General features: G+C 38.4%; 18 protein-coding genes and 1 riboswitch. Of the genes, 8 read left to right on the plus strand and 10 right to left on the minus strand.

Annotation, left to right across the window (positions count from 1 at the left end; genetic code table 11):
- Positions 1-7 precede the first annotated feature (7 nt).
- The 4 genes from ACQQ2I_RS17675 to ACQQ2I_RS17690 form a co-directional block, all read right to left on the minus strand.
- Positions 8-769, minus strand: a complete 762-nt coding sequence (locus ACQQ2I_RS17675; RefSeq protein ID WP_431028072.1) for an ABC transporter ATP-binding protein — start codon at positions 767-769, stop codon at positions 8-10.
- Between the two features lie 127 nt (positions 770-896).
- Positions 897-2,165 (minus strand): HAMP domain-containing sensor histidine kinase, encoded by a 1,269-nt coding sequence (locus tag ACQQ2I_RS17680; RefSeq protein WP_431028073.1) that lies wholly within the window; start codon positions 2,163-2,165, stop codon positions 897-899.
- A complete protein-coding gene (locus tag ACQQ2I_RS17685; RefSeq protein WP_431028074.1) occupies positions 2,162-2,851 on the minus strand; it encodes a response regulator transcription factor in 690 nt (229 codons plus the stop codon). Before ACQQ2I_RS17685 ends, ACQQ2I_RS17680 begins: the two co-directional genes overlap by 4 nt.
- A gap of 332 nt (positions 2,852-3,183) precedes the next feature.
- Positions 3,184-4,152 carry a tRNA dihydrouridine synthase gene (locus ACQQ2I_RS17690; protein ID WP_431030549.1) on the minus strand — a complete coding sequence of 323 codons (969 nt, stop codon included), beginning with the start codon at positions 4,150-4,152 and terminating at the stop codon, positions 3,184-3,186.
- A gap of 535 nt (positions 4,153-4,687) precedes the next feature.
- Positions 4,688-4,788, plus strand: a riboswitch (purine riboswitch).
- Positions 4,789-4,946: 158 nt separating this feature from the next.
- On the opposite strand from ACQQ2I_RS17690, the gene ACQQ2I_RS17695 reads away from it, so the two are divergent.
- Positions 4,947-6,020 (plus strand): NCS2 family permease, encoded by a 1,074-nt coding sequence (locus ACQQ2I_RS17695; RefSeq protein WP_431028075.1) that lies wholly within the window; start codon positions 4,947-4,949, stop codon positions 6,018-6,020.
- Positions 6,021-6,037: 17 nt separating this feature from the next.
- Positions 6,038-6,574, plus strand: coding sequence for a phosphoribosyltransferase family protein (locus ACQQ2I_RS17700; RefSeq protein ID WP_431028076.1), 537 nt, complete (start codon positions 6,038-6,040; stop codon positions 6,572-6,574).
- Between the two features lie 538 nt (positions 6,575-7,112).
- Here ACQQ2I_RS17700 and ACQQ2I_RS17705 read toward each other — a convergent pair.
- The 4 genes from ACQQ2I_RS17705 to ACQQ2I_RS17720 form a co-directional block, all read right to left on the minus strand.
- Positions 7,113-9,104, minus strand: a complete 1,992-nt coding sequence (locus ACQQ2I_RS17705) for a methyl-accepting chemotaxis protein (protein ID WP_431028077.1) — start codon at positions 9,102-9,104, stop codon at positions 7,113-7,115.
- A 547-nt stretch (positions 9,105-9,651) separates the two neighbouring features.
- On the minus strand, positions 9,652-10,503 hold the full coding sequence (locus tag ACQQ2I_RS17710) for a DegV family protein (RefSeq protein ID WP_431028078.1): 852 nt from the start codon (positions 10,501-10,503) through the stop codon (positions 9,652-9,654).
- A gap of 472 nt (positions 10,504-10,975) precedes the next feature.
- Positions 10,976-11,830: a malate synthase gene (locus ACQQ2I_RS17715; RefSeq protein ID WP_431028079.1), complete on the minus strand. Its 855-nt coding sequence runs from the start codon at positions 11,828-11,830 to the stop codon at positions 10,976-10,978.
- A 611-nt stretch (positions 11,831-12,441) separates the two neighbouring features.
- Entirely contained in the window at positions 12,442-12,855 is a 414-nt protein-coding gene (locus ACQQ2I_RS17720; protein ID WP_431028080.1) for an Lrp/AsnC family transcriptional regulator, read from the minus strand.
- Between the two features lie 130 nt (positions 12,856-12,985).
- On the opposite strand from ACQQ2I_RS17720, the gene ACQQ2I_RS17725 reads away from it, so the two are divergent.
- Positions 12,986-13,765, plus strand: a complete 780-nt coding sequence (locus ACQQ2I_RS17725) for an MBL fold metallo-hydrolase (protein WP_431028081.1) — start codon at positions 12,986-12,988, stop codon at positions 13,763-13,765.
- A gap of 404 nt (positions 13,766-14,169) precedes the next feature.
- Here the strand turns inward: ACQQ2I_RS17725 and rlmD are convergent, their stop codons facing one another.
- Both rlmD and ACQQ2I_RS17735 read right to left on the minus strand, forming a co-directional pair.
- Positions 14,170-15,531 carry a 23S rRNA (uracil(1939)-C(5))-methyltransferase RlmD gene (gene rlmD, locus ACQQ2I_RS17730; RefSeq protein ID WP_431028082.1) on the minus strand — a complete coding sequence of 454 codons (1,362 nt, stop codon included), beginning with the start codon at positions 15,529-15,531 and terminating at the stop codon, positions 14,170-14,172.
- A gap of 221 nt (positions 15,532-15,752) precedes the next feature.
- Positions 15,753-16,667: a diacylglycerol kinase gene (locus ACQQ2I_RS17735; protein ID WP_431028083.1), complete on the minus strand. Its 915-nt coding sequence runs from the start codon at positions 16,665-16,667 to the stop codon at positions 15,753-15,755.
- A gap of 275 nt (positions 16,668-16,942) precedes the next feature.
- Between ACQQ2I_RS17735 and ACQQ2I_RS17740 the strand changes: the two genes are divergently transcribed.
- From ACQQ2I_RS17740 to ACQQ2I_RS17760, 5 genes are all read left to right on the plus strand, one after another.
- Complete coding sequence (locus tag ACQQ2I_RS17740) at positions 16,943-18,592, plus strand: peptide ABC transporter substrate-binding protein (protein WP_431028084.1); 1,650 nt, start codon at positions 16,943-16,945, stop codon at positions 18,590-18,592.
- A 670-nt stretch (positions 18,593-19,262) separates the two neighbouring features.
- Positions 19,263-20,192 carry an ABC transporter permease gene (locus tag ACQQ2I_RS17745; protein WP_431028085.1) on the plus strand — a complete coding sequence of 310 codons (930 nt, stop codon included), beginning with the start codon at positions 19,263-19,265 and terminating at the stop codon, positions 20,190-20,192.
- On the plus strand, positions 20,192-21,127 hold the full coding sequence (locus ACQQ2I_RS17750) for an ABC transporter permease (protein ID WP_431028086.1): 936 nt from the start codon (positions 20,192-20,194) through the stop codon (positions 21,125-21,127). Before ACQQ2I_RS17745 ends, ACQQ2I_RS17750 begins: the two co-directional genes overlap by 1 nt.
- Positions 21,128-21,140: 13 nt before the next feature.
- Positions 21,141-22,193, plus strand: coding sequence for an ABC transporter ATP-binding protein (locus tag ACQQ2I_RS17755; protein WP_431028087.1), 1,053 nt, complete (start codon positions 21,141-21,143; stop codon positions 22,191-22,193).
- Positions 22,183-23,088 carry an ABC transporter ATP-binding protein gene (locus tag ACQQ2I_RS17760; RefSeq protein WP_431028088.1) on the plus strand — a complete coding sequence of 302 codons (906 nt, stop codon included), beginning with the start codon at positions 22,183-22,185 and terminating at the stop codon, positions 23,086-23,088. Before ACQQ2I_RS17755 ends, ACQQ2I_RS17760 begins: the two co-directional genes overlap by 11 nt.
- Positions 23,089-23,135: the final 47 nt, after the last annotated feature.

Below are 23,135 nucleotides of genomic sequence, written 5' to 3' on the forward strand. Positions count from 1 at the left end.
TTTCACCTTACCACCCCATTTCTTCTAGGAAATGTTGAAGCTTTTCCTGCCGTTCGAGACTGTTTTGTTCACTGTATGTACCTAACTGTAAATCACCACAAATGACACCATCTCGCAAAAATAAAATTCGATTTCCGCGTAATGCTGTTTTCATATCATGCGTGACCATGACAATACTTTGCTTGTTTTGATTGACATTTGTTAATACATCTAACACACTTTCACTAGCAGCAGAGTTTAATGCACCAGTTGGTTCATCTGCAAAAAGGATTCTCGGATGGTTAATCAATGCACGAACAATGCCCACTCGCTGCGCCTCACCACCCGAAAGCTGTGTTGGGAATTTAGACCATGCGTTTTCATCGATTCCTACTTGTATTAATAATTCTTTCGCTTTTTGCGCGATTTCACGCTTATTCTTATAGACTAAAAGACCACTTGCCAGAACATTATCGAGTACGCTCATATTGTCTAGCAAATAAATTTGTTGAAACACAAAGCCACAATGGTTTCTTCTAAATATCGCCAGCTGGTCGTTGTTTAATTGAGATATCTTTTTTCCAGCAAAATTGATTTCTCCTAACGTTGGTTTATCCATACCGCTCATTGCGTAAAGTAAAGTGGATTTTCCAGATCCTGAACTCCCCATGATGATTGTAAAATCCCCTTCGACTAAACTGATATCTAAATTTTTTAAAACATGCTGCTGAATCCCACCACTCGAAAAGGTTTTACATAACTTTTCTGTTTTAATAATAATCCCTGTCATAATGAAATTTGCACTCTCCCCTAATTGATTTTCAACTCAAAGAAAAAAGACCGTAATGAAGATTACAGTCTTAGCATACAAAATGAATTCTTATTAAGTCTTTGTGTAATTCTTAATTAATCCTTAATTAACTCGCCAGCTTTATTCTTAAGATGGCAGTAAAACCATCCGCTCGATTGTAACAAGAAATTTGACCGTACATATTTTCCATGAAGTACTTCGATATATAGAGACCTAGTCCTGAGCCATTCTTGCCTTCGACATTTTTGCCTCGATAATATTTATTAAACAGGAGAGGCAATTCTTCCTCGCTAATTCCCGGGCCAAAATCTTCAATATGTAGCTCCAAATAATCCTGAATAATTTGTGACTTAATGGAGATTTTTGTTCCTGCATACTTATATGAATTACTTATAATATTATCTATTACCTGCTGCATTCGTACGGGATCGGTTAAAATGATACAAGGTGGAATTGGTTCATAGACGATTTGATGATCGTAATTGACATTTTCAATCATGTCAGCAAGTACTGCACTCGATTCCTCAGTTACAGTTAATTTCAACTGTTGAAGTTCTTCTAAAGTAGCATGAAACATATCCGTAACAAGTAAGTTAATTTGCTCTGCTTTTGAATTGATTGTATTGACGTGCTTCATCATCTTTTCATCTTTTATTTGCATCAACATTAACTCACTAACTGCTTTGATCGAGGCAATAGGTGTCTGAATATCATGACTTATTGTGGCTACAAGCTCTTTTTTACTACGGTTGGATTCATACTCTCTTTGACGAGCAACATACAGTTCTTCACGTAATAAATCAAAGCTTTCCGTGAATGCCCCAAAATAATTGTTCTTGTCCATATTTAACGGAATATCTAGATTACCCCTAGCAACATTGGCTGCAAAATGTTGCAATTGCTGAAAAGGTTTCAATAATGTTCTATTAATATATAAAATATACATAATGCTAACAATCGCTAATAAACCTACTATTAAGCTGAAGGTTGTTAGTAGTTCTTTTTTCATTTGTTGCACTATTTCTTGTTCGTTATTGTGGATAATTATTTTCCCTACGACTTTATCATTTTGCATCACATCTATAATCGTATCTCTATTTTTAATGGCGTCGTATACATTGTTAAAATGATTGTTCGGTGTTTGATACATTATGTTTTCTAAGTTATCTATAATCGTAAGTGGTTGTTGAAAGCCACTACTATCAATTGTTTGTGTAGTAATGTTCCCCCAATTTTTTTCGACGATTTTAACGACTTCATTAATCGCTACAAGATTCACTTCTGAAATATTTTTATTGTTCATCATCATGATTTGAAAAGCTATTCCAGTAGAAAAAATAACTAAAATCATGCTAATAAGGAGTTTTACTCTCATTTTTTGTTATCCTCTAAAACATATCCTGTTCCCCATATCGTTTTTATAAATTGCGGGTTCTTTGGATTGTGTTCAATTTTCTCACGTAAATGCCGAATATGTACGTTTAGGGTGCCATCCCCGACAAAGGAATCTCCCCATACATTTTGAAACAATTCATTTTTAGTGATGATACGATTTTTATTATTCGCCAAATAATATAGCAGTTTATATTCCATCGTTTTTAGTTGGATATCCATACCCTTTACTCGAACGCGATGAAGTTTCGTATCAATTTGGATCTGTCCAAACTCTAAAACGTCTTGTTGGTTGCTAGAACTACTGCCATATCTTTTGAGTACTGCTTTTACTTTTGCTAATAAAATACTAAGTGTATATGGCTTTTGAATATAATCATCTCCACCTATGTTAAGCGCAATGAGAACGTCGTCATCGCTGGAACGAGCACTGATAAATAGAATGGGGACCTGCGTCGTTTTACGCAATTTTTTACATAAATCAAACCCTGATTCATGTCCGAGGTTAATGTCTAGAAGAATCAATGATGGCTCATGTTCCTCCAAAAAAACCTCGCACTCCTCAGCACTTGCAACAAATGCTGTTTGGACTTCGAACATATTAAAATATTCACAAGTTGTTTCAGCTAAAGCAATCTCATCATCAACAATTAAACAATCTAATTTCATCGTAAATCTCCTAGAAAAAATACTTTCCTACTTGTTTAATAGAATATCTAAAGTATACATTAAATACGATACCTAAGTGTAAATTTATGGGTTAAATTAAATATTTATGAAACCCCGTAATGTCGCTACTCAATCAGCTTTACTTGGAATGTCAATAATAAAAGTGAAGGAAGGTACAGAGCTAACACTTCTCTAAATAAACCACCTGGAACATGAAGATGTAAAAAACCCCTTAAAAATGCGCTTAAATAAGCCATTTTCAAGGGGTTCGAATATTATTTTAGGTTCAGCAGTGCCACTCGCTAACTTTTTGCGATTACATCATTCTATCGTCAATCCACATTGTTTGATTCAAAGTGATTAAGCAATGCACGCACTTCATCTGTTGATTTCGTGTTCATTAATTGGTTTCTTAATTCACCCGCTCCACGGAATCCTTTGACATAAATTTTGAAAAAGCGATGAAGCCCTGTGATGGAACGTGGTAGTGCTTCTGCATATTGATCTTGAAGATCAAGCTGTAGTCTTAAAAGATCGAGGTACTCTTTACTGCTATGCTCTTTTGGCTCTTTTTCAAAGGCAAAAGGATTTTTAAAAATACCTCGCCCAATCATCACGCCATCAATACCATATTTTTCAGCAAGCTTCAGCCCCGTTTGACGGTCAGGAATGTCTCCATTGATGGTTAGTAGCGTATTTGGTGCAATACGGTCACGTAATTTTTTGATTTCCGGAATTAGCTCCCAATGCGCATCTACTTGGCTCATTTCCTTTCTTGTACGTAAATGAATAGAAAGGTTCGCAATATCTTGTTTTAAAATATGCGTTAGCCACTCCTCCCACTCATTTACATCATTATAGCCAAGTCGTGTTTTCACGCTGACAGGCAGTCCGCCCGTTTTTGCTGCTTGAATCAGTTCTGCTGCAACGTCTGGGCGCAGAATAAGACCACTGCCTTTCCCTCTCGATGCCACATTCGGTACAGGGCAGCCCATATTAATATCGATGCCTTTAAATCCGAGCTCTGCCATGCCAATACTCATTTGACGGAAATATTCGGGATTATCCCCCCAAATATGTGCCACCATTGGCTGTTCATCTTCTGTAAAAATCAAACGGCCACGCACGCTTTTCATGCCCTCTGGATGACAATAGCTATCCGAGTTTGTAAACTCTGTGAAAAATACATCCGGTCGACCGGCTGCACTTACTACGTGACGAAAAACAACATCTGTCACATCTTCCATTGGTGCAAGTACAAAAAATGGTCGTGGTAAATCACGCCAAAAATTCTCTATCATTTCAAACTCAAATCCTCTCACTATGGATACCACTTCAAACTCTCAGTCAAAAAATATGAAGCCAAATGTTCCACTTCTTTTACACTTATATCATGCTTCATTACTAATTATCAAACACAAGTCCATTTATACTTTGTGAAAATCAAACATGTTTATTTTAACGAAAATCGGTCCTGAATGGTATTTTTATAAACAAAATAGCAGATGATATAGATTTTTTCTATACCATCTGCTTTTTGATTATACGTATTCCAACCAAGCGACAGCCTCGCAATGTGTTGAGTGGTGAATAATCTAGGTTAAATGCATTAATTTCATTTTTCGAAATAATTTCCATAACCTTTCACGAATATTCTACCTACTTTCAACCTTTAACTTTTATTCGCAAAAAATATTCTCCGTACTAATTTCTGCTCTAATAAACGCGTATATACCGCTATATTAACGAACAATAAAACACAAAAATATATCATTGTTCGTCTTTAAATGGATTTAGTAATTGTGAAATCAGTTCAAATATGCTATTTTATTATCTGATTAAATAATCTATCACCCCCATATAGTCCTGATAATTGGGTTCAGGAGTTTCTACGGAGCAACCTTAATTGCTCTACTATGGTTGGTGCATTTCTTTTATTGTATAGAGCGCATTTTTTTATTGTATAGAGGGCATTTCTTTTTTATATAGATAGCATTTCAATTACTTTATTGGGCCTTTATCTTCATGAGGTTTTGTATCACGAATAGTGTCGTTTGTTGCTCCGCATATGGTGGCGTGTTGAGGGGAGAACAAGATGGACATTTGGAAGGACATTTTAGCAGCACTGAGTGGAGTATTAAATGCTTTACCACAGGGGCTGCTAGCACTTACATTCGGTTTCGCTTCAATTCCTACTGCACTTGCATTTATGGTCGGTGCGTTTGGTAATGCGGCAACGAGTAATGTGGCAGTTATTTCGTATCAGGCTGAAACGATTACATTAGCTGGTACAATGGGGAAAAACATGAGGGAACGACTCTCCATGATTTTCTTTGGCGCTGCAATTTTATTAATTATTGGCCTTTTTGGTATTTTAGAAACGGTTATTGATTGGATTGGTCCTATCATTACGACAGGTATGATGGCCGGTGTTGGCATTATGCTTTCTAAAGTGGCATGGGACATGGCGAAAAGTGATCGCATCGTTGGTATCACTTCGGTGTTAAGTGCTTTCGTCGTTTACTTTGCGACGAAGGACTTAGTATATACCATCACAGCATCTGTTATTTTGTCTAGCATTGTATATGCATTTACAAAAAAAGAAGAGGACAATCTTGCCAAGCGCCCAGCAGTTAAGGAAGGGTTCCATTTACAAAAGTTAACTGTCAATCCAATGGTTATCCGTGGAGCCTTAGCAATGGTATGTTTAAATATCGGAGCAAATATTGCGTTCGGTAAAATCAACGGTGAAATCTCAAATACTGATGTCAATGTAGATACGTTAACGATTATTAGTAGCTTAGCAGATATGGTTTCTTCATTATTCGGTGGAGCCCCTGTTGAAATTGTCATTTCAGCAACTGCCAGTGCACCTCACGCTGTTTGGTCCGGCGTTTTGATGATGGTATTGATGGCCATCGTTCTGATTACAGGGCTTCTCCCTAAAATCGGAAAGTATGTACCAAGTTCTTCGATCGCAGGTTTCTTATTCGTCTTAGGTGCAATTGTTACTTTACCAGGTAATGCTGCAATGGCATTAACAGGCGAAGGTGCGGGAAGTGGCATCGTTGGTGGTGTGACAATGGTTGTTACTGCCATTACTGATCCATTCCTTGGTATGTTGTCAGGAATCATCGTACAATTTCTTATGACTTTATTCGGATTTTAATGGAGGATTTTCATAATATGAACACATATACATTGACAATCGGCTCTTTGACAAGAGAGCTTCCGATTATACCTATCTCAGATTCGTTAAGTATCGCTAGCTTTGTTATTCTTGGTGATACGGAAATTGTCAGCGTGACAGCACCTATGCTTGCTGATAAATTACCAGAAGTCGATCTTTTAATTACAGCTGAAGCAAAAGGGATTCCTTTCGTGCATGAGATAGCAAAGCATTTGGGAATGCCACGTTATATTGTTGCGAGAAAGTCAATCAAAGCATATATGGAAGACCCACTTATTAGCAAAGTAAATTCCATCACAACACAAAAAGAGCAATTTCTCTGCCTCGATCGAATGGATGCAGAATTCATTAAAGGCAAACGTGTTGCATTAATTGACGACGTCATTAGTAGTGGTGAATCCCTTCGCGCACTTGCAGAACTTGTTGAAAGTGCAGGCGCAAATATCGTAGCACAAGCAGCGATTTTAGCAGAAGGCGACGCAGCTAATCGCGACGACATTATATTCTTAGAAAAACTACCACTTTTTGAGTAATTGGTAACAGTTATTGTACCTTAACAAAAGGAAACACCTTCGACCGCAAATCTGCTGAAGGTGTTTCTTTTCGTTCTATTACTATCGTGAAATCTTAATCATTTTCACCATGACCGTTTTTTTCACTAAGATTGTTTTATACTTCACATGTCCTTTTGCATCTTTGTAAAGTATGATGTGTTTACTTCTACAACTTTTGCAACATACCCTGAGAAATCTACTGTTTTAGAAAGCTTTTGGTCTTCTATTTTACTTGCGTGATATGTACCATCTAAGAAAACCCAGCTCAATGATAAAATGAACGAATATGATTCACTAGTTGAGCGGATTACTTGTACACACGAAGGTAAAATCCCTTAGAAGTAGGATCAACCTTTGCAATAAGGATGGTGGCATTTTGATGTGACTACCGCAGGAGCAATATTTCTTAATGGATAATTATTAAGAAGTAAAGGGTGTCCAGAAAGTAAAAACTTTCTAGACACCCCATTCATCAACTATTGTTTCGTGTCCATTTTGTGAGACTGGATTACTGTCACTACACTTTAAACTGATTTACAGCCTCACTTAATTGATCACTTAACTTCGCCAGCGTTTCGGCTGCATTCGTCACAGATTGGATGGCACGAAGCTGTTCATCTGTGGAGGCACTCACTTCCTCACAGGCTGCGGCTGTTTCTTGTGAAGTAGCTGCCATCATTTGGATTGTTTCCGTGACGTCGTCTTTGTGCGCTGCTACTTTTTGAATTTCTTCATATACCGAGTCAATAGAATCCTGCATATCTGACATGAGCGTAGAGATTTCACTAAACGTTATTTCAGTGGCATTAACGACGTTGCCTTGTCGTAGGAAGTTTTCACGCGTTTCGCTCATTTGCTCCGTGACGAGTCGTGACTCTGCTTGTAGCTCTTGAACGGTCATTTTCACTTCTTCTGTCGAACGTGCCGATTGTTCGGCAAGTTTACGTACTTCTTCGGCGACGACTGCGAAGCCTTTGCCATGTTCCCCTGCACGTGCGGCTTCGATGCTTGCATTCAGTGCAAGTAGGTTCGTTTGCGAGGAAATTTCTGTAATAGTCTCCATAACACCGCCGATTGCTTTCACTTTATGTTCCAATGTGCTGATAACTTCAACCATAGATTGTAAGTTTCGCTCCCAATCGTTGAAGGACAGTTTCAGCTCTTGCATTTTGACTTGTCCATCGGTGTTCATTTCGCCAGTTTTCATTGCGATATCCGACATAATTCTAGCTTTCACTGTGATTTCGTTAATTTGCTGACCAAGTAGATCGGCCCGTTCAGTGACGGTTTCTGCATCTTCCGCCGATTTAGAAGCACCTTTCGCAATTTCACTAACTGCGTAAGAGACTTCGCTACTTGAAGCGCTTGTTTCTTGAGCGACCGCACTTAAGCTTTCAGAGTTCCCCCGAACATTTTCCACAGAGCCATTCACGACTGAAATAATCGTATTCATATTGTCGATCATTGTGTTGAAATTATCTCCAAGCTCCCCAATCTCATCTTTCGTTTTGATATCGGAACGAACTGTCAAATCTCCTTTAGAGACAGCATTCATCAGTGATTTTAGCGTACTGATCGGTTTGATTGTCCGACTGATTACGAAATATAACACCGTAAATAAGACGACTAACGTAACTAATGCTACTAGCAGCATGGTATTTCGCAGCTCCATTGCCGATGCGTTTATACTTTTACTGTCATAGGTTGCGGCTACTTTCCAATTAAGCTCTGGAATCGTTGTAAATAGCAACAATTTGTCAGTACCCTCATAATTATAATGGATGTTCCCGTTATTCTTGCCGTCCTTATACATTTCCTTGATAAAAGGCAGTTCCATCATATTTTCACCGCTCGACGTCGGATGAACAATCGCAACCCCCTCTGGATCTAACAAAATTGGATATCCGTTGTAACCAAGTTCTACTTCGAGAATGGTATTAGTAAGCGCAGATAGCTCTATGCTAATACCAATAACCCCTACAAGTTCTCCATTGCGTTGCACGGCTTTAGCTGCGGTAATCGCATAATCTCCCGTTGCAGCGTCAATGTATGGATTCGTCCAATAAACGGCATCAGGATTGCTGGCCGCGCCTTTATACCAACCACGGCTTGTTGGATCAAAATCCGAACCCAAATCTACATATGGAATGTGGATCATTTCTTTAGTTGGGAATGCAAAATAAATAAATGCCGCATCACTGTAAACGTCTTGAAATTGGGAAAACTCATTCTCAAGAACTGAACTAGTATCGTTTTCGGGATTATCTACTTCCATAAAACCATCGAAAGTACGAGAGTTGGATAACTGGTCGATCCCTTTCTCGTATTGTTCTAGGTAATTGTCGATGGAGACAGACATTTGATTGATAAAGACCGTACTTTGCTCAACAACACTTTCCTCCGTTTTATTTTTCATTTCCATAATACTGATTACGCTCATCGTTGAGACACCGACAATGAACAGAATCATCACGATTAAAATAATTTTCGTTTTAATTGATTTATACAAACTGAATCCTCTCTCTCTATTTGGATTTTAGTAATTATAACATAATCTTCTGTTTTTTCTTTAAATTTTTTAGTCTATGTATTCATTTCTCTTTCAGCTTGTGGTGCCAAATGATTTATTTTACATATTTTTACACATAACTTTTTACCCAAATATATATCGTTTAAGTGTCGGATTTTAATAATTCAATTTATATTCTTTTGGATCATAGCTTTTTACGATGTGGTGGCAATATGAGTTATAGTGATACATTCTGTGTGACTAAAGTGGTCGTTCGTAAACAAGCGTCATCTTGCATGAGCTAAAGCGACTGTACAATATTTTAAAAGAGGAAAGCACAACAAAAAAAGAAATTAAATGACCAAGCGTGTCATTTTACCTTTTGTTGTTAATATAATCGTGTGAAACGTTGATTTCCGCTCCATTCGGCTTCAATCAACTCGCGAGTTATTTTGGATTACGTTTTATATAAAAAAACATGCTTCTTATTTTGATAATCAACACACCTGTAAGTTTATATGTGAAGAATGTTTTTTCAAAACGCTTTCTACTGTTCTAACCCTGCAATGCCAAATCCTCCAGGTCCCGCATGGGTAGAAATCATTGCACCTGCTTGCATCCACGTTACATTTTCGAAACCTGTTTCCTTTGCGATTTCCTCCATTCGTCTTTTAACATTTTCATCAAGTCCGATAGAGTAGATTAAATATAGTTGTTTTCGATCAATGTCGTATTCGTTTAAGTAATCACGCATCAGTTTTTCCGCAACGATGCTCATATTCCCACGATATTTTCTAGTTGACACAAGCTTTCCTTCTTTTAATTCGATGCACGGCTTTATTTTTAACAATGACCCTCCAATATAAGCAATGTTACTTACCCGTCCACCCGCTCTTAGAAAGTCTAAACTGCCAGGAATGAAAGCCAGCCTTGTTTTAGGAACGACGGCTTCTATTTTTTCTATTAAGTGCACATCGTCAATGGACGCTTCTTCCTCAAGCAGTGTGACTGCATACATCACGATGGCACCTAATCCACCTGTCACGTTTAACGTATCAATTAGGTAAAGATTTTCAAAATCTTCCGCTGCAATTAACGCACTTTGAAAAGAAGCAGATGCTTTTGATGTGTAACCAATATGAATAATGATGCTATCAGGGAAATTCATTCTAATTTTTGTAAATAAATCATGATACTCATGTACATTCGTTGCAGTTGTAGATGGTATTTTCTTGGTGCGACTATGATACTCAAACACTTCTTCTACCGATAGCTCACCATCTAAATAATCCTTCCCATCCATAATGACGTGCATCGGTACTACTTGAATTTGATATTTTTCAACCAGGTCCTTCGGTAAATCCGCTCCACTCTCTGTCGATAAAATAATCCTTCTCATTGTACATTCCTTCCAATAAACGCAGCCATTCCTGCGTATTTATTTAGTATGATTTATTCTAAATATACACTACATGGGTAAATTATCCATTATAATATTCAGAAAACTTATTTATGAAATGGGATGTCAACATTACGATGGACAAAAATAGGGGGCTTTTAGAGGCAACACTCAGTTGGACAATCATGTAACGTCATCTATTGTTTCTTCAATTAATTTATAACGATACTTTTTGCCACCATTCTTACCTGATTGAACACTAGGATCAACGTAAAAGCAGACGGTTTTGAAATGCATCCTCGCACTTCTAAACTGTCTGCTTGTTTATTTTATTTCATTAAGCTAACTCCACCCAAACGACCGCATTATAATATTCTATGTGGCAACACATGGGGTACTGGTGGGTTTAATAGCAAACAGGACTGGAAAATGTGTTAGTCCCGTGTCATTGTTATTATCTTTTGGGTAACGTCTAACTATGCATTAATGCACCATTAGGCTTTGGTAACTCTTGCTCTGTTATTTGATTCATTTTACAAAAATGTTTCAAAAATTGTTGTGCTAGCTCTCGTTCCTTTGGGTCACTTTTCAGCGAAACGATATCAAGCAAAATTTGAGCCATCCATAAATTATCAAAATAACGATATTTGCCGGTATTCCATGACATTGTTTGAGGGGATTTTTTGTTCATGTAATATTTCCAGAAAAGTAACTGATCCGATTCCTGCTCCGTAAGTTGAAGCTTATATTTTGAATGAGCAGGAATATTTCCATCTTCACAAAGCTTACCGATAAAATCCTCATTTACCATATAGACACCTAATATACGTCTATCTTTTTCAGGCTTGCTGGCATCTATTGCCGTTAACAGGACAGCGCTATTTTGGTGCAAACGGCTCGGCTTGTTTGGCTTCCCTTTGTTATTTCCACTTTTGATTGCGCCCGAAAAAACGTTCCACTCTGAAAAAGCACGATTCTGTTCTTCTATGTCACACCAAAAAACCATTTGTGATTCTGGATGAAGTTTATGATGTTTCATCAATTTTTCGTGTTCCCAGCGAAGTTCCAGTTTTTTTCGTTGTTGTTTTCTTTCCTCTTCCTTCTTCCATTCAACCTCTTTTCGTTCCATTTCCCGCTTTTGTATAATTTTATCAAGTGAACTAGCATCACTTTTATCCTGTAGTTTTAAGTGCTTTTCAAATGCATCGGGGAAAACAAACATTTTATTTTCCGATGCGAAATGTATTTCAATAATGGAATCATTTTGTTTAACTATACTCCCCATGCCAAAAAGCTTGTGTGTAACTTTCTTATTGATTAGATTCATTATTCTAGCCCTCCTTCTATAAATGTTCGAATTTTTTTATTTTTCCCAAAAACGATATAAAAAAACGTATCCAAATTCTATCTGTAAAAAAGGCAGCGGAATTCGAAATACGTTTCAAAAAATAATTCTAAGACTATTATAACATTTTTTTATAAATTCACAAATTTATTATTGACAAGGCATTTCACAGAGAGGTAAAATGAAATTTTATTCTCTACAAACCCTCAAATTAACTATGAAGTAAAGTTCTAATACCAACCATATTAGCTCACTTTAATAATAAAAGCAGACGGCCAATTAGAGGTGCGATACCAGCACTTCTAAACCGTCTGCTTTTTATGTTTCGACGAATATTAAGTTAGCTATACCAAAAATAAAGCGTACATTGAAAAACAAGCTTAAATAGGGATTAGTCAGCTAGTTCAAGCCACGCTACTGCTTCACAATGTACAGAGTGTATGTAGTAACACATAGGGTGCTGGTGGATTTAATTAATTGGCTTTGTCCTACTATAGTAGAATCTAGTCTTTTTATTTATATTCAAACAATCTTTTCTTCAACTAACGCTCCCTGTTAGTTGAAGTGGACTTTTCACAAATTACAAACTTACATTAATACTTATTAACAACAATTGATAGTTTATAATTTGCATACTTGTTTAGGTCTAATAAAAATTGATCTAATATTTCATTGGATGGAAATCTACATTCAAGGAGATAACAACCATCTCCACTAATTTTATAGTTATTTATAATATACTTCTCTTGATTTTTTACAAATGAGAGATAAGGTTGGTGAAAAGTGCTCTGTGTAATGATAGTAATAAAAGCATATATAGAACAACCTAATTTGGTCTGATTAACTTTAATTGTATAACCTTCAATTATTCCATTATCCTCTAATTTCTCGACTCTAGCTGAAACAGCTGGTCCAGTCAAATGGACTTTCTCCCCCAGTTCCTTCATAGTAATACGACTATTTTTAGATAGTTCATCTATGATAAGTTTATCCGTTCCATCTAACATTTATTTAACTCCTTTCATTAATAAAGTCAAAAGGGCAAAAGACTTTATTTAATCTGTGTATCGCTTAATAGGTCCTACTATAAAATATACATTGTTCAAAGAAAATCTCAAAAAAAAGGAGCAAATAAATATGCACATACATCACATTCGTAATGCAACAATAGTTGTAGAATACGCAGGGAAAAAGTTTTTAATCGATCCAATGTTAGCAGAGAAAGGCACTTATCCACCTTTTGGACCTAGTGTAGGCTTTCCCGATGCATTAAGGCAGAATCAAAATAATCCTTTAGTCAGTTTACCAACGTCTATTGATAATATTATATCTGATATTGATGCTGTCATTGTCACGCATCTACATTTAGACCACTGGGATGATGCTGCTAAAGAAGCATTGCCAAAAGAAATTAAACTATTTGCTCAAAATGAAGAAGACGCAAAAGAAATTCAAAATGCCGGATTCCAAAACGTAGAGGTTTTACAAAAAGAAACAGTATTTGAGGGCATCCAATTAATTAAAACAGAAGGTGAGCATGGAAGAGGAGAAATGATTCAACTTGCCGGACAAGTGTGCGGTGTTGTCTTTAAACATTCAAATGAAAAAACACTATATGTAGCCGGAGATACGGTATGGTATGGAGCTGTTCAGGATGTAATCGAAACACACAAACCAGAAATCATAGTGGTTAATGGTGGAGATAATCAATTCCTACAAGGTGGTTCCCTTGTAATGGGTAAAGATGATATTTATGAAGTATACAAGGCTGCACCTAACGCAAAAATTATTTCTGTCCATATGGAAGCTGTTAACCACTGGACATTATCTAGAGAAGAATTAAAAAGCTTTATTCATGAAAAAGAAATCTACTCTAATGTTCTAGTTCCTGATGATGGCGAATCTTACACATTTTAAGATAAAACCGACAACCAAAGTAGTTATTATTAAATAAGGCTGTTTTCTCAATAATTGTTGCCTAGTGATTAAAAAACAGCTATGATTCCACAAAAACTTGTGGGATTATAGCTGTTTTGAATAGCAGTGACATAGCTACTGCAAACGGATTGCCTTTTGCTTTTGAACACTACGAAATATTAAAAAATGGCATATAAGAAAAGTAAATAATGGGATTCTAACAAATAAGGATAGAATAAGATTTCAAAAATCTGATGAGTAGGATTAAATTAAAACTGCATAAAATCTCACCTTACGGCAAAGCCAATAATTTTTCTAGCCCATTATGAGCTACTCTGCCCAGTTAGTTCAATAACTTCAACAAAAAAGAACGAATTCCACCATCGGAAATTCGTTCTTTTTCATTATACTAACTCCAACCAAGCAACAGCTTCGCAATGCGTCGTATGCGGGAACATATCGACTGGTTGAATTTCTTGTGTTTTGTAGCCACCGTCTTCTAGAATGCGAAGGTCGCGGGCTAATGTGGCTGGATTGCATGACACATAGACAACACGCTTTGGTTTTTGCTCAATAATCGTGTTGAGTAGTGCCTCGTCGCAGCCTTTACGTGGTGGGTCAACTACGAGGACATCTGCTTCCTTGCCTTCCTTGTACCAGCGTGGAATGACTTCTTCAGCTGCGCCGGCTTCAAAATACGTATTGGTAAAGCCATTTAACTCGGCGTTGCGTTTTGCATCCTCAATCGCTTGCGATACGATTTCAACACCCATCACAAAGCCTGCTTTTTGCGCTAAAAATAGGGAGATAGAGCCAATCCCACAGTAAGCATCGATAACACGCTCATTGCCTTCAAGCTGTGCATAGTCAAGTGCTTGCTTATATAGCACTTCTGTTTGTTCAGGGTTTACTTGATAAAACGAACGGGCTGAAATTTCAAAGCGGACATCGCCAATTCGATCTTCAATCGACTCTTTGCCCCATAATGTAATCGTTGTATCCCCAAAGATTACATTTGTTTTCTCGCCATTTACGTTTTGAACGATAGACGTAACATTCGGTACAAGACGCTGAATCACTTCGATTGCCGCCTCTTTTTGCGGGAATTTACGTGATTTTGTCACAAGCACGACCATTACTTCATTGGTTGCACGCCCTTTTCTTACAACGACATGGCGTAACTGACCGCTATGTGATGCTTCATTGTACGGTTGAAGCCCAAGTTTTGCGAGCTCTTTTTTAAGCCCAGCTAAAATCGCATCAGCTTCCCCTGTTTGGATCAGACAACGTTCCATATCCACAATGTTGTGCGACTTTGTTTTGTAAAAGCCTGCAATCGCTGCCTCTTCCCCTTGTGCAAATGGAATTTGTGCTTTATTGCGGTAATTCCAAGGGTTGTCCATCCCCTTTACTGGATGCACGGGTGCGTCAATTTTGCCGAGGCGTTTCATGACGTTTTCGACCATTTTTTGTTTCCATTTTAGTTGTCCTTCGTACGATAGGTGCTGTAATTGGCAGCCGCCACATTGCTTGAAATATTCGCACGGTGCTTCTACTCGGTCTGGTGATGGCTCAATTATGTTGATCACTTTGGCAAAGCCGTAGTTTTTTAATGTTTTTAATACATGCACTTCCACCGTTTCTTGTGGTAGTGCCCCTTGGATAAATAACGGATAGCCATCGACTTTCGCTACACCATTCCCATCGTGTGTTAAATCTTCTATATAAACTGTTGCACGGTCATTCTTTTTTACCGGTGCGCTCATAAAAATCCGCCCCCTCATTTCAATTCTTCTATTGTAGCATGCGCATTGAAAAAGTGCATTTTTATAATCAATTGGAGTGGATTTCGTTGGTTTTGATCAGATACAGCAGTCTTTTGCTCGGATAGCCTGTTGTTTTGCTCGAGCCGTCTGTTTTGAATCAGATCTCTCCGTCCAACGACGAAAAAAGCTTGTAAAACATAATGTTTTACAAGCTTTTTTTGTTAGACACGATCAATGTCGCGAATTTCATTGATTGGTACAAACACTTCGATATGGCGTTTTAAGTTGACGAATTCGGCTGGTGCATCGCCGCCGTATTCGCCATCTAAATTTAAATGGACCTCTGCGTTTGTTGTGACTTTTACGCGCTTTGCTTTACGATAAATGACGCGGGGATCATTTAAATGCTCCCCTCTCGCAGCAAGTGTAATAATTCGTCCAAACTCCGGCAATGAGCATTCCTCTAAAGCCATCACTGTAAAGTAGCCATCATTAATCGAGGCATCAGGGGCAATACGCTCAAAGCCACCAACCGAATTCGTGAGTGCACATAAGAACATCATCTTGTTTCCGTCGAACACCTCATCATCCAGCTCAAGACGCATATGCGTCGCTTTAATGGACGGAATCATTTCAATGCCTTTAATGTAATAGGCAACTGGTCCAAGAATCGTTTTCATCTTACTCGTGACTTCATATGTCAGCTCTGTTAAGCGACCACCCGCTGCGATATTAATGAAATACTTTTCGTTGTTCATTAAACCGACATCCACCGGAATCGTGTCGCCTGCCAGTATAATGTCGACAGCCTCATCGATTTTTCGTGGAATGTGGACAGCACGCGCAAAGTCATTTGTCGTCCCCATTGGAATAAGGCCAACCTTTGGACGATTCTCATATTGGCTAATACCTGCAACGACTTCGTTTAATGTACCATCTCCACCAACTGCAATAATGATATCAAAACCACGTTCTACTGCACTTTTGGCTGCATTGGTCGCATCGCCTTCACCAGTTGTAGCGTGACAAGATGTTTCATAGCCCGCTACTTCTAGCTTTTCTAATACTTCTGGCAAGTGTTTTTTAAACGCTTCCCGTCCAGATGTAGGATTATAAATTATTCTAGCTCTTTTCATTTTCATCATCTCACAAGTTTATTTTCTTTATACTATTTACGATATTTTACAAAAAAAGTTGCACTCTATTCATAATCTTAATTTTACTGTAATACAATTAATTTTAATACTATACAATTTTCTATTATGGGTATTTTTAAATATTTTTTATACCCTACTGAATTTCCATTTTTATAAAAACTCTTCAAACTAGATTCTCTTTTTTAGAAATTCGAATAGACCTGTATTCATTTTTCTGAAAATTGATTCAACTATAAATTTAAGGAGGGCACTCTATGAAATGGAACAAGTTTTTACTGTTGTTTATGGCACTAACCTTCGCTGCTATTCTTGCTGCTTGTAACTCTGATGGAGAAGAGACAACAGACAAGGAAAAGGAAACAGATGATGGGACAACAACAGAAGCACCTGCCGAAAAAGAGTTGAACTTATTAGTTGCTTCAGAACCACCATCCCTACATCCACAATTGGCCACAGATACAACTTCCGGATTAATTCTTCAAAATATATTTGAAGGATTAGTTACACTGGTTGATGGTGAGCCGGAGTTAACAGGGGCAGAAGATTTCAAGGTTAGTGATGATTTATTAACGTATACGTTCACTTTACGTGATGCAAAATGGTCTAACGGTGACCCAGTCACTGCTGAGGACTATGCCTATGCTTGGATGTTTGCATTAAATCCTGAAAACGCATCGGAATATGCCTCGATTCTTTACCCGATTAAGGGGGCAGAAGCGTATAACTTAGAACAAGGTGCAGCAGAAGATGTTGGCATTAGCGTCATTGATCCAAAAACGATTGAAGTTACGTTAGAAGCACCGACACCTTACTTCTTAGAATTAGTTGCTTTCAAAACGTATTATCCTATTCACAAAGCGACTGCTGAAGCGAATTCAAAATGGTATACAGAAGCGGAAGGCTATGTATCAAACGGTGCATTTACATTAGCTGATTGGCAGCATAGTGGTTCGATGATGTTAAAGAAAAACGAGCAATATTGGGACGCAGCAACAGTCAAGTTATCCGCAGTCAATATCGAAATGGTTGAGTCTGAAGTAACGCAAATTACGAAATTCGATTCTGGTGAAATTGATTTCTTAGGTACTTCTTTTGGTGCGATTTCATTAGATGCGATCGAGCGTTTAAAATCTGAAGGGACATTGCAGATCGCTGATTATACGGGCGTCTATATGTATAAGTTCAATACGACAGACAAAGTGATGTCTAACGCGAATATCCGGAAAGCGTTAACGCTAGCTATTGACCGTACAAACTTACTAAAAAACATTACAAAAGGTGAGCAAGTACCGGCTTTAGGCTTAGTACCAAATTCGGTTGAAGGATTTGGCGATGATGCGGGTTACTACAAGGATAATGATATTGAAGGTGCAAAAGCTGCTTTAGCGGAAGGCTTAAAAGAACTTGGTTTATCTGATCCAAGTGAGCTGGAAATCACACTTTCCTTCAATACAAGTGAAGCACACTCTGCGATTGCACAATTCATTCAAGAGGGCTGGTCTAAAAACTTAGGCATTCAAGTAAAGTTAGATAATGCGGAGTGGCAAGTGTATTTAGATAAGCTGAGTAATTTAGATTATCAAATTGGGCGTTTAGGTTGGATTGCTGACTATAACGATTCCTACACATTCTTAGAGCAATATGACTCTGCTCAAAACGGCAATAATGATACAGGCTGGGAAAATCCTGAGTACACAAAATTATTAACTCAATCTAAAACGGAGACTGACCCTGCAAAACGTTTAGAGCTTTTATTACAAGCAGAAGAGATTTTCATGGCTGAATTACCTGTGGCACCAATTTATTACTATACTAATCTTTATGTAAAACAAGATTATGTACAAAATATGAAGCCTGATGCATTAGGCAATATTAACTTAAAATACGTTGATATTACAAAATAATATTTAACGTGTCAGAAGTATACAGAAAGGCTGCAAATAATCGAGAGATCGGTTCAGGCAGCCTTTCTTACTTTTATAAACTCGTAATGAATAAAAACTCATCCTAAAAATGCCAGTTGAATGGTAAGAGGTATGTATCCTAGCCTCCGCGCTTTGCCACAGCCTACACAGGAGCTAAAACAGGCGCGGCCTGTTTGGATCTCCTGTTACGGCTCCTGTGGCTATGGCGCGCTACGGCAAAAGTAAATACTTCTCAATCTGCTAGAAAAACAATTCTCTTCCTTAAAAGAAATCATTTTCTTTTCATTTACACATATCGGCACCTAACTCCTGTAATCTATGAGGATATTTATTATTTTTCAGCAATTCATTTTTTATTGAACAATAGTTGCTTGTAGCGGAGGCACGAGAGTGTAGCTGACGGCATGCGCCTTTCGCTACAGAGCAAAGCTTCCTACGAGAAAAGCGAGACAATCAAGACCCCGCAGGAAATTTATTTGCGACGAAAGCGCAGCGACAGGAGCACTGAAGCATGAGCGACGAGGAGGCTTGATGCTCGCCCGTGGAAAGCGAGTGCCGGAGCGGAAAGCAACGTGTACTAAAATGGTAATATATGTTTTAAAATTTGCCCATTACGAGTTATAAAAATAAATAGCGAGGAGGTCATAGAATGTTACATTATATTGTGAAGCGTCTCGTTTATATTTTATTAGCCTTATTTTTAATTATTACTGCGACGTTCTTTTTAATGAAATTAGCCCCTGGTAGTCCTTTTGCTAGTGAACGTGACTTTCCCCCCGCCATTGAAGAAAAATTAAACGCGAAATACGGTTTAGATAATCCTTGGTACATTCAATATAAAGATTATTTGATTTCCACGCTGACATTCGATTTTGGTGAATCGATGAAATATAAAGGTCGTTCGACAAATGACATTATTTTCGAAAGCTTCCCTATTTCGTTCATGCTTGGTATTGAAGCGATGCTACTCGCGATATCATTTGGGATTTTATTAGGCATTATTTCTGCACTTTATCACAATAAATTGCCTGATTATATTTCAACGATCATTGCCATTTTAGGCATTTCTGTTCCGTCCTTTATTTTAGCAGGTTTATTACAATACTATTTATCGTTTAAACTCCATTTGTTCCCTGTAAGTGGTTGGAAAGGTTTTACGTATAGTATTTTACCTGCCACAGCGATTGCACTCACGCAGGCAGGCTTTATCGCCAAGCTTACTCGTTCCAGCATGCTCGAACATAAACATAGTGATTATGTAAAGCTCGCGCGTGCAAAGGGAATTGGCAAATGGACAACCGTTTTCAAACATACACTTCGTAACGCCTTATTGCCTGTCGTCACCTATTTAGGGCCATTAACTGCCGCTGTCGTTACAGGTAGCTTTATCATCGAACATATTTTTGCGATTCCCGGTTTAGGTCGTCATTTTGTCACGAGTATTACGAATCGTGATTACACCGTCATTATGGGCACCACTGTTTTTTACTCCATCATTCTACTTTTCTGTGTATTAATCATTGATATTTTATATAGCGTAATCGACCCCCGAATTAAACTGAAGGGAGCGAAAAAATAATGACTAAACACAATCCTAATAGCGATCACTTTTCACCAGAGATGTTTCACATTGTTGGTAGTCGCATTCATGAGGCAGACAAACTTTCTGAGAAATCGGTATCCTTTTGGAAGGAAGTCATGCTCCGTTTTTCTCAAAATAAACTCGCCATTTTAGGATTAATCTTTTTAGTATTGATTGGGCTAATGGCTATTTTCGTTCCTATTTTTTCTCCCTATAAATATAGTGATCAATTAGGACTTTATAATAGTGCCCCTTCTGCTACTCATTGGTTCGGTACAGATGATTTAGCTCGTGATATGTTTGTCCGTATCTGGTATGGGGCGCGCATTTCTTTATTTATCGGATTAGCTGCTGCCTTTATCGATTTAATTGTCGGTGTTTTATGGGGAAGTATTGCAGGCCTAGCGGGGGGGCGGGTCGATAATATAATGATGCGTATTGCTGATGTATTAACTGCTGTCCCTCACTTACTCGTTGTCATTATTTTACTAGTCGTCATGGAGCCTGGTTTAATTCCTATGATTATTGCGCTATCGATTACAGGCTGGATTAATATGGCGCGCATTGTACGCGGTGAAGTGTTATCCATTAAAAACCAAGAATATGTATTGGCCTCGCGTACTTTAGGTGCAGGTAAATGGCATTTAATCAAACGACATTTAATTCCAAATGCGCTTGGTGCGATTTTAGTAACGATGACCTTAACGGTGCCTGTTGCCATTTTTACAGAGGCATTTTTAAGCTATTTAGGCTTAGGTGTTAGCCTTCCAAAAGCAAGCTGGGGAACGATGGCATCGGAAGGGAGTAAAGCTTTACTATCTGCACCGTGGCGGTTATTCTTCCCTGCTTTCTTTATTTCGTTAACCATTTTTGCATTTAACGCCGTTGGAGACGGTCTTCGTGATGCACTAGATCCGAAATTACGAAAATAAAGGGGGATTTGTAATGAGTAAACTACTTGAAGTAAAAGACTTACACGTCCATTTTAAAACATTTGCCGGCATCGTTCAGGCGGTACGGGGCGTAAACTTTGAACTAAAAGAAGGAGAAACACTTGCGATTGTCGGAGAATCTGGTTCTGGAAAAAGTGTCACGAGTAATGCCTTAATGAAGCTCATTCCGCAGCCTCCTGGTATGTATAAAGGTGGTCAAATACTGTTTCAAGGGCGGGACTTAGTTCAACTAACGGAAAAGGAAATGTCAAAAATTCGTGGAAAAGACATGGCGATGATTTTCCAGGATCCGATGACCGCGCTAAATCCTACGATGCGTGTCGGTCGTCAAATTACAGAGGTGCTATTAAAGCATCAAAAAATTTCTCGTCGTGCTGCAAAAATGCGAGCGATTGAATTATTATCACAGGTCGGCATTCCACTCCCTGAAAAACGTTTTCGCCAGTATCCACATGAACTAAGTGGTGGGATGCGCCAGCGTGTTGTGATTGCGATTGCCTTAGCAGCAGACCCAAAGCTTTTAATTGCAGATGAACCGACTACGGCACTGGATGTGACGATTCAAGCGCAAATTTTAGAACTCATGAAGGAAATCCAAAAAAAGAAGCATACGTCGATTATTTTTATTACACATGATTTGGGCGTTGTGGCGAACGTAGCAGATCGTGTCGCTGTGATGTATGCTGGGCAAATTGTGGAGTATGGCACCGTAAATGACATATTTTACAATCCACAGCATCCCTATACGTGGGGCTTGCTCGGCTCCATGCCTGATTTAAATAATGATTCAGATGAGCTATTACGCGCCATTCCAGGCTCCCCTCCTAACCTGATTGATCCACCGGAAGGAGACGCCTTTGCCCCGCGGAATGAGTTTGCACTTGCCATTGATTATGTACAGGAGCCACCGATGTTTCAAGTGTCGGATACGCATTTTGCTAAAACATGGTTATTACATCCAGAGGCACCGAAAATTCCAATGCCGCCTCTAGTTTCTAGGCGTATTGATGGCTATTTGCAGGAGGCGAAAAATTATGCCGAATAAAATTTTAGAGGTGAAGAACTTAAAGCTATACTTCGGAACAAAGAAACAGCCGATTAAAGCGGTGGATGGGGTAAGCTTTGATGTGTATGAGGGAGAGACACTTGGGCTGGTTGGTGAATCAGGTTGTGGTAAATCAACAACGGGTCGTTCCATCATTCGCCTTTATGATATGACAGAAGGTGAAATTATTTTTAAGGGAAAAAGCGTGAGTGCGATTCAATCTAAAAAGGACTTACGGCAGTTTAACCGTGACATGCAAATGATTTTTCAAGATCCTTATGCCTCATTAAATCCTCGTATGACAGCTGGTGAAGCGATAGGCGAGGCATTTGATATTCATGGACTGTATAAAAATAAAGCAGAGCGGGCTAACCAAATTGCCTCATTGTTAGAGGCTGTAGGGTTAAATCGTGAGCATGCTAATCGATATGCGCATGAGTTTTCTGGTGGGCAGCGGCAGCGTATCGGGATTGCCCGTGCACTTAGCTTGAATCCTAGCTTTATTATTGCAGATGAGCCGATTTCTGCACTAGATGTTTCCATTCAAGCACAAGTTGTTAATTTATTAAAGCAGCTTCAGAAGGAGCTGAAATTAACGTATTTATTTATTGCCCATGACCTGTCCATGGTGAAATACATTAGCGACCGAATTGCGGTTATGTATAGAGGAAAAATTGTGGAGCTAGGTCCTGCAGAGGAAATTTATCATCGCCCAATTCATCCATATACGCAATCATTATTATCGGCTGTGCCTCAACCAGATCCACTCTTCGAAAGTTGTCGTCAGCGCATCCCCTATGAACATGAAGAAACGACTGCAAGAGAAAATATGCACGAGGTTCGTCCTCACCATTTTGTTTATGGGGCAGAGGAGCAAATTAAAAAGTGGGGTTAAAGTAATTCCCCATTCACCGCAAATAGTGAATGGGGAATTTTACATTT

Source organism: Lysinibacillus sp. LZ02 (assembly GCF_050613145.1).
GTDB lineage: Bacteria > Bacillota > Bacilli > Bacillales_A > Planococcaceae > Lysinibacillus_B.

Bases quoted from the DNA above. Each gene is read 5' to 3' on its own strand.
- ACQQ2I_RS17725 (WP_431028081.1), top strand. From the start codon at position 12,986: ATGCACATACATCACATTCGTAATGCAACAATAGTTGTAGAATACGCA.
- ACQQ2I_RS17695 (WP_431028075.1), top strand. From the start codon at position 4,947: ATGGACATTTGGAAGGACATTTTAGCAGCACTGAGTGGAGTATTAAAT.
- ACQQ2I_RS17710 (WP_431028078.1), bottom strand. From the start codon at position 10,503: ATGAGAAGGATTATTTTATCGACAGAGAGTGGAGCGGATTTACCGAAG.
- ACQQ2I_RS17680 (WP_431028073.1), bottom strand. From the start codon at position 2,165: ATGAGAGTAAAACTCCTTATTAGCATGATTTTAGTTATTTTTTCTACT.
- ACQQ2I_RS17735 (WP_431028083.1), bottom strand. From the start codon at position 16,667: ATGAAAAGAGCTAGAATAATTTATAATCCTACATCTGGACGGGAAGCG.
- ACQQ2I_RS17675 (WP_431028072.1), bottom strand. From the start codon at position 769: ATGACAGGGATTATTATTAAAACAGAAAAGTTATGTAAAACCTTTTCG.
- ACQQ2I_RS17740 (WP_431028084.1), top strand. From the start codon at position 16,943: ATGAAATGGAACAAGTTTTTACTGTTGTTTATGGCACTAACCTTCGCT.
- ACQQ2I_RS17690 (WP_431030549.1), bottom strand. From the start codon at position 4,152: ATGATAGAGAATTTTTGGCGTGATTTACCACGACCATTTTTTGTACTT.
- ACQQ2I_RS17745 (WP_431028085.1), top strand. From the start codon at position 19,263: ATGTTACATTATATTGTGAAGCGTCTCGTTTATATTTTATTAGCCTTA.
- ACQQ2I_RS17750 (WP_431028086.1), top strand. From the start codon at position 20,192: ATGACTAAACACAATCCTAATAGCGATCACTTTTCACCAGAGATGTTT.
- ACQQ2I_RS17720 (WP_431028080.1), bottom strand. From the start codon at position 12,855: ATGTTAGATGGAACGGATAAACTTATCATAGATGAACTATCTAAAAAT.
- rlmD (WP_431028082.1), bottom strand. From the start codon at position 15,531: ATGAGCGCACCGGTAAAAAAGAATGACCGTGCAACAGTTTATATAGAA.
- ACQQ2I_RS17760 (WP_431028088.1), top strand. From the start codon at position 22,183: ATGCCGAATAAAATTTTAGAGGTGAAGAACTTAAAGCTATACTTCGGA.
- ACQQ2I_RS17700 (WP_431028076.1), top strand. From the start codon at position 6,038: ATGAACACATATACATTGACAATCGGCTCTTTGACAAGAGAGCTTCCG.
- ACQQ2I_RS17755 (WP_431028087.1), top strand. From the start codon at position 21,141: ATGAGTAAACTACTTGAAGTAAAAGACTTACACGTCCATTTTAAAACA.
- ACQQ2I_RS17685 (WP_431028074.1), bottom strand. From the start codon at position 2,851: ATGAAATTAGATTGTTTAATTGTTGATGATGAGATTGCTTTAGCTGAA.
- ACQQ2I_RS17715 (WP_431028079.1), bottom strand. From the start codon at position 11,830: ATGAATCTAATCAATAAGAAAGTTACACACAAGCTTTTTGGCATGGGG.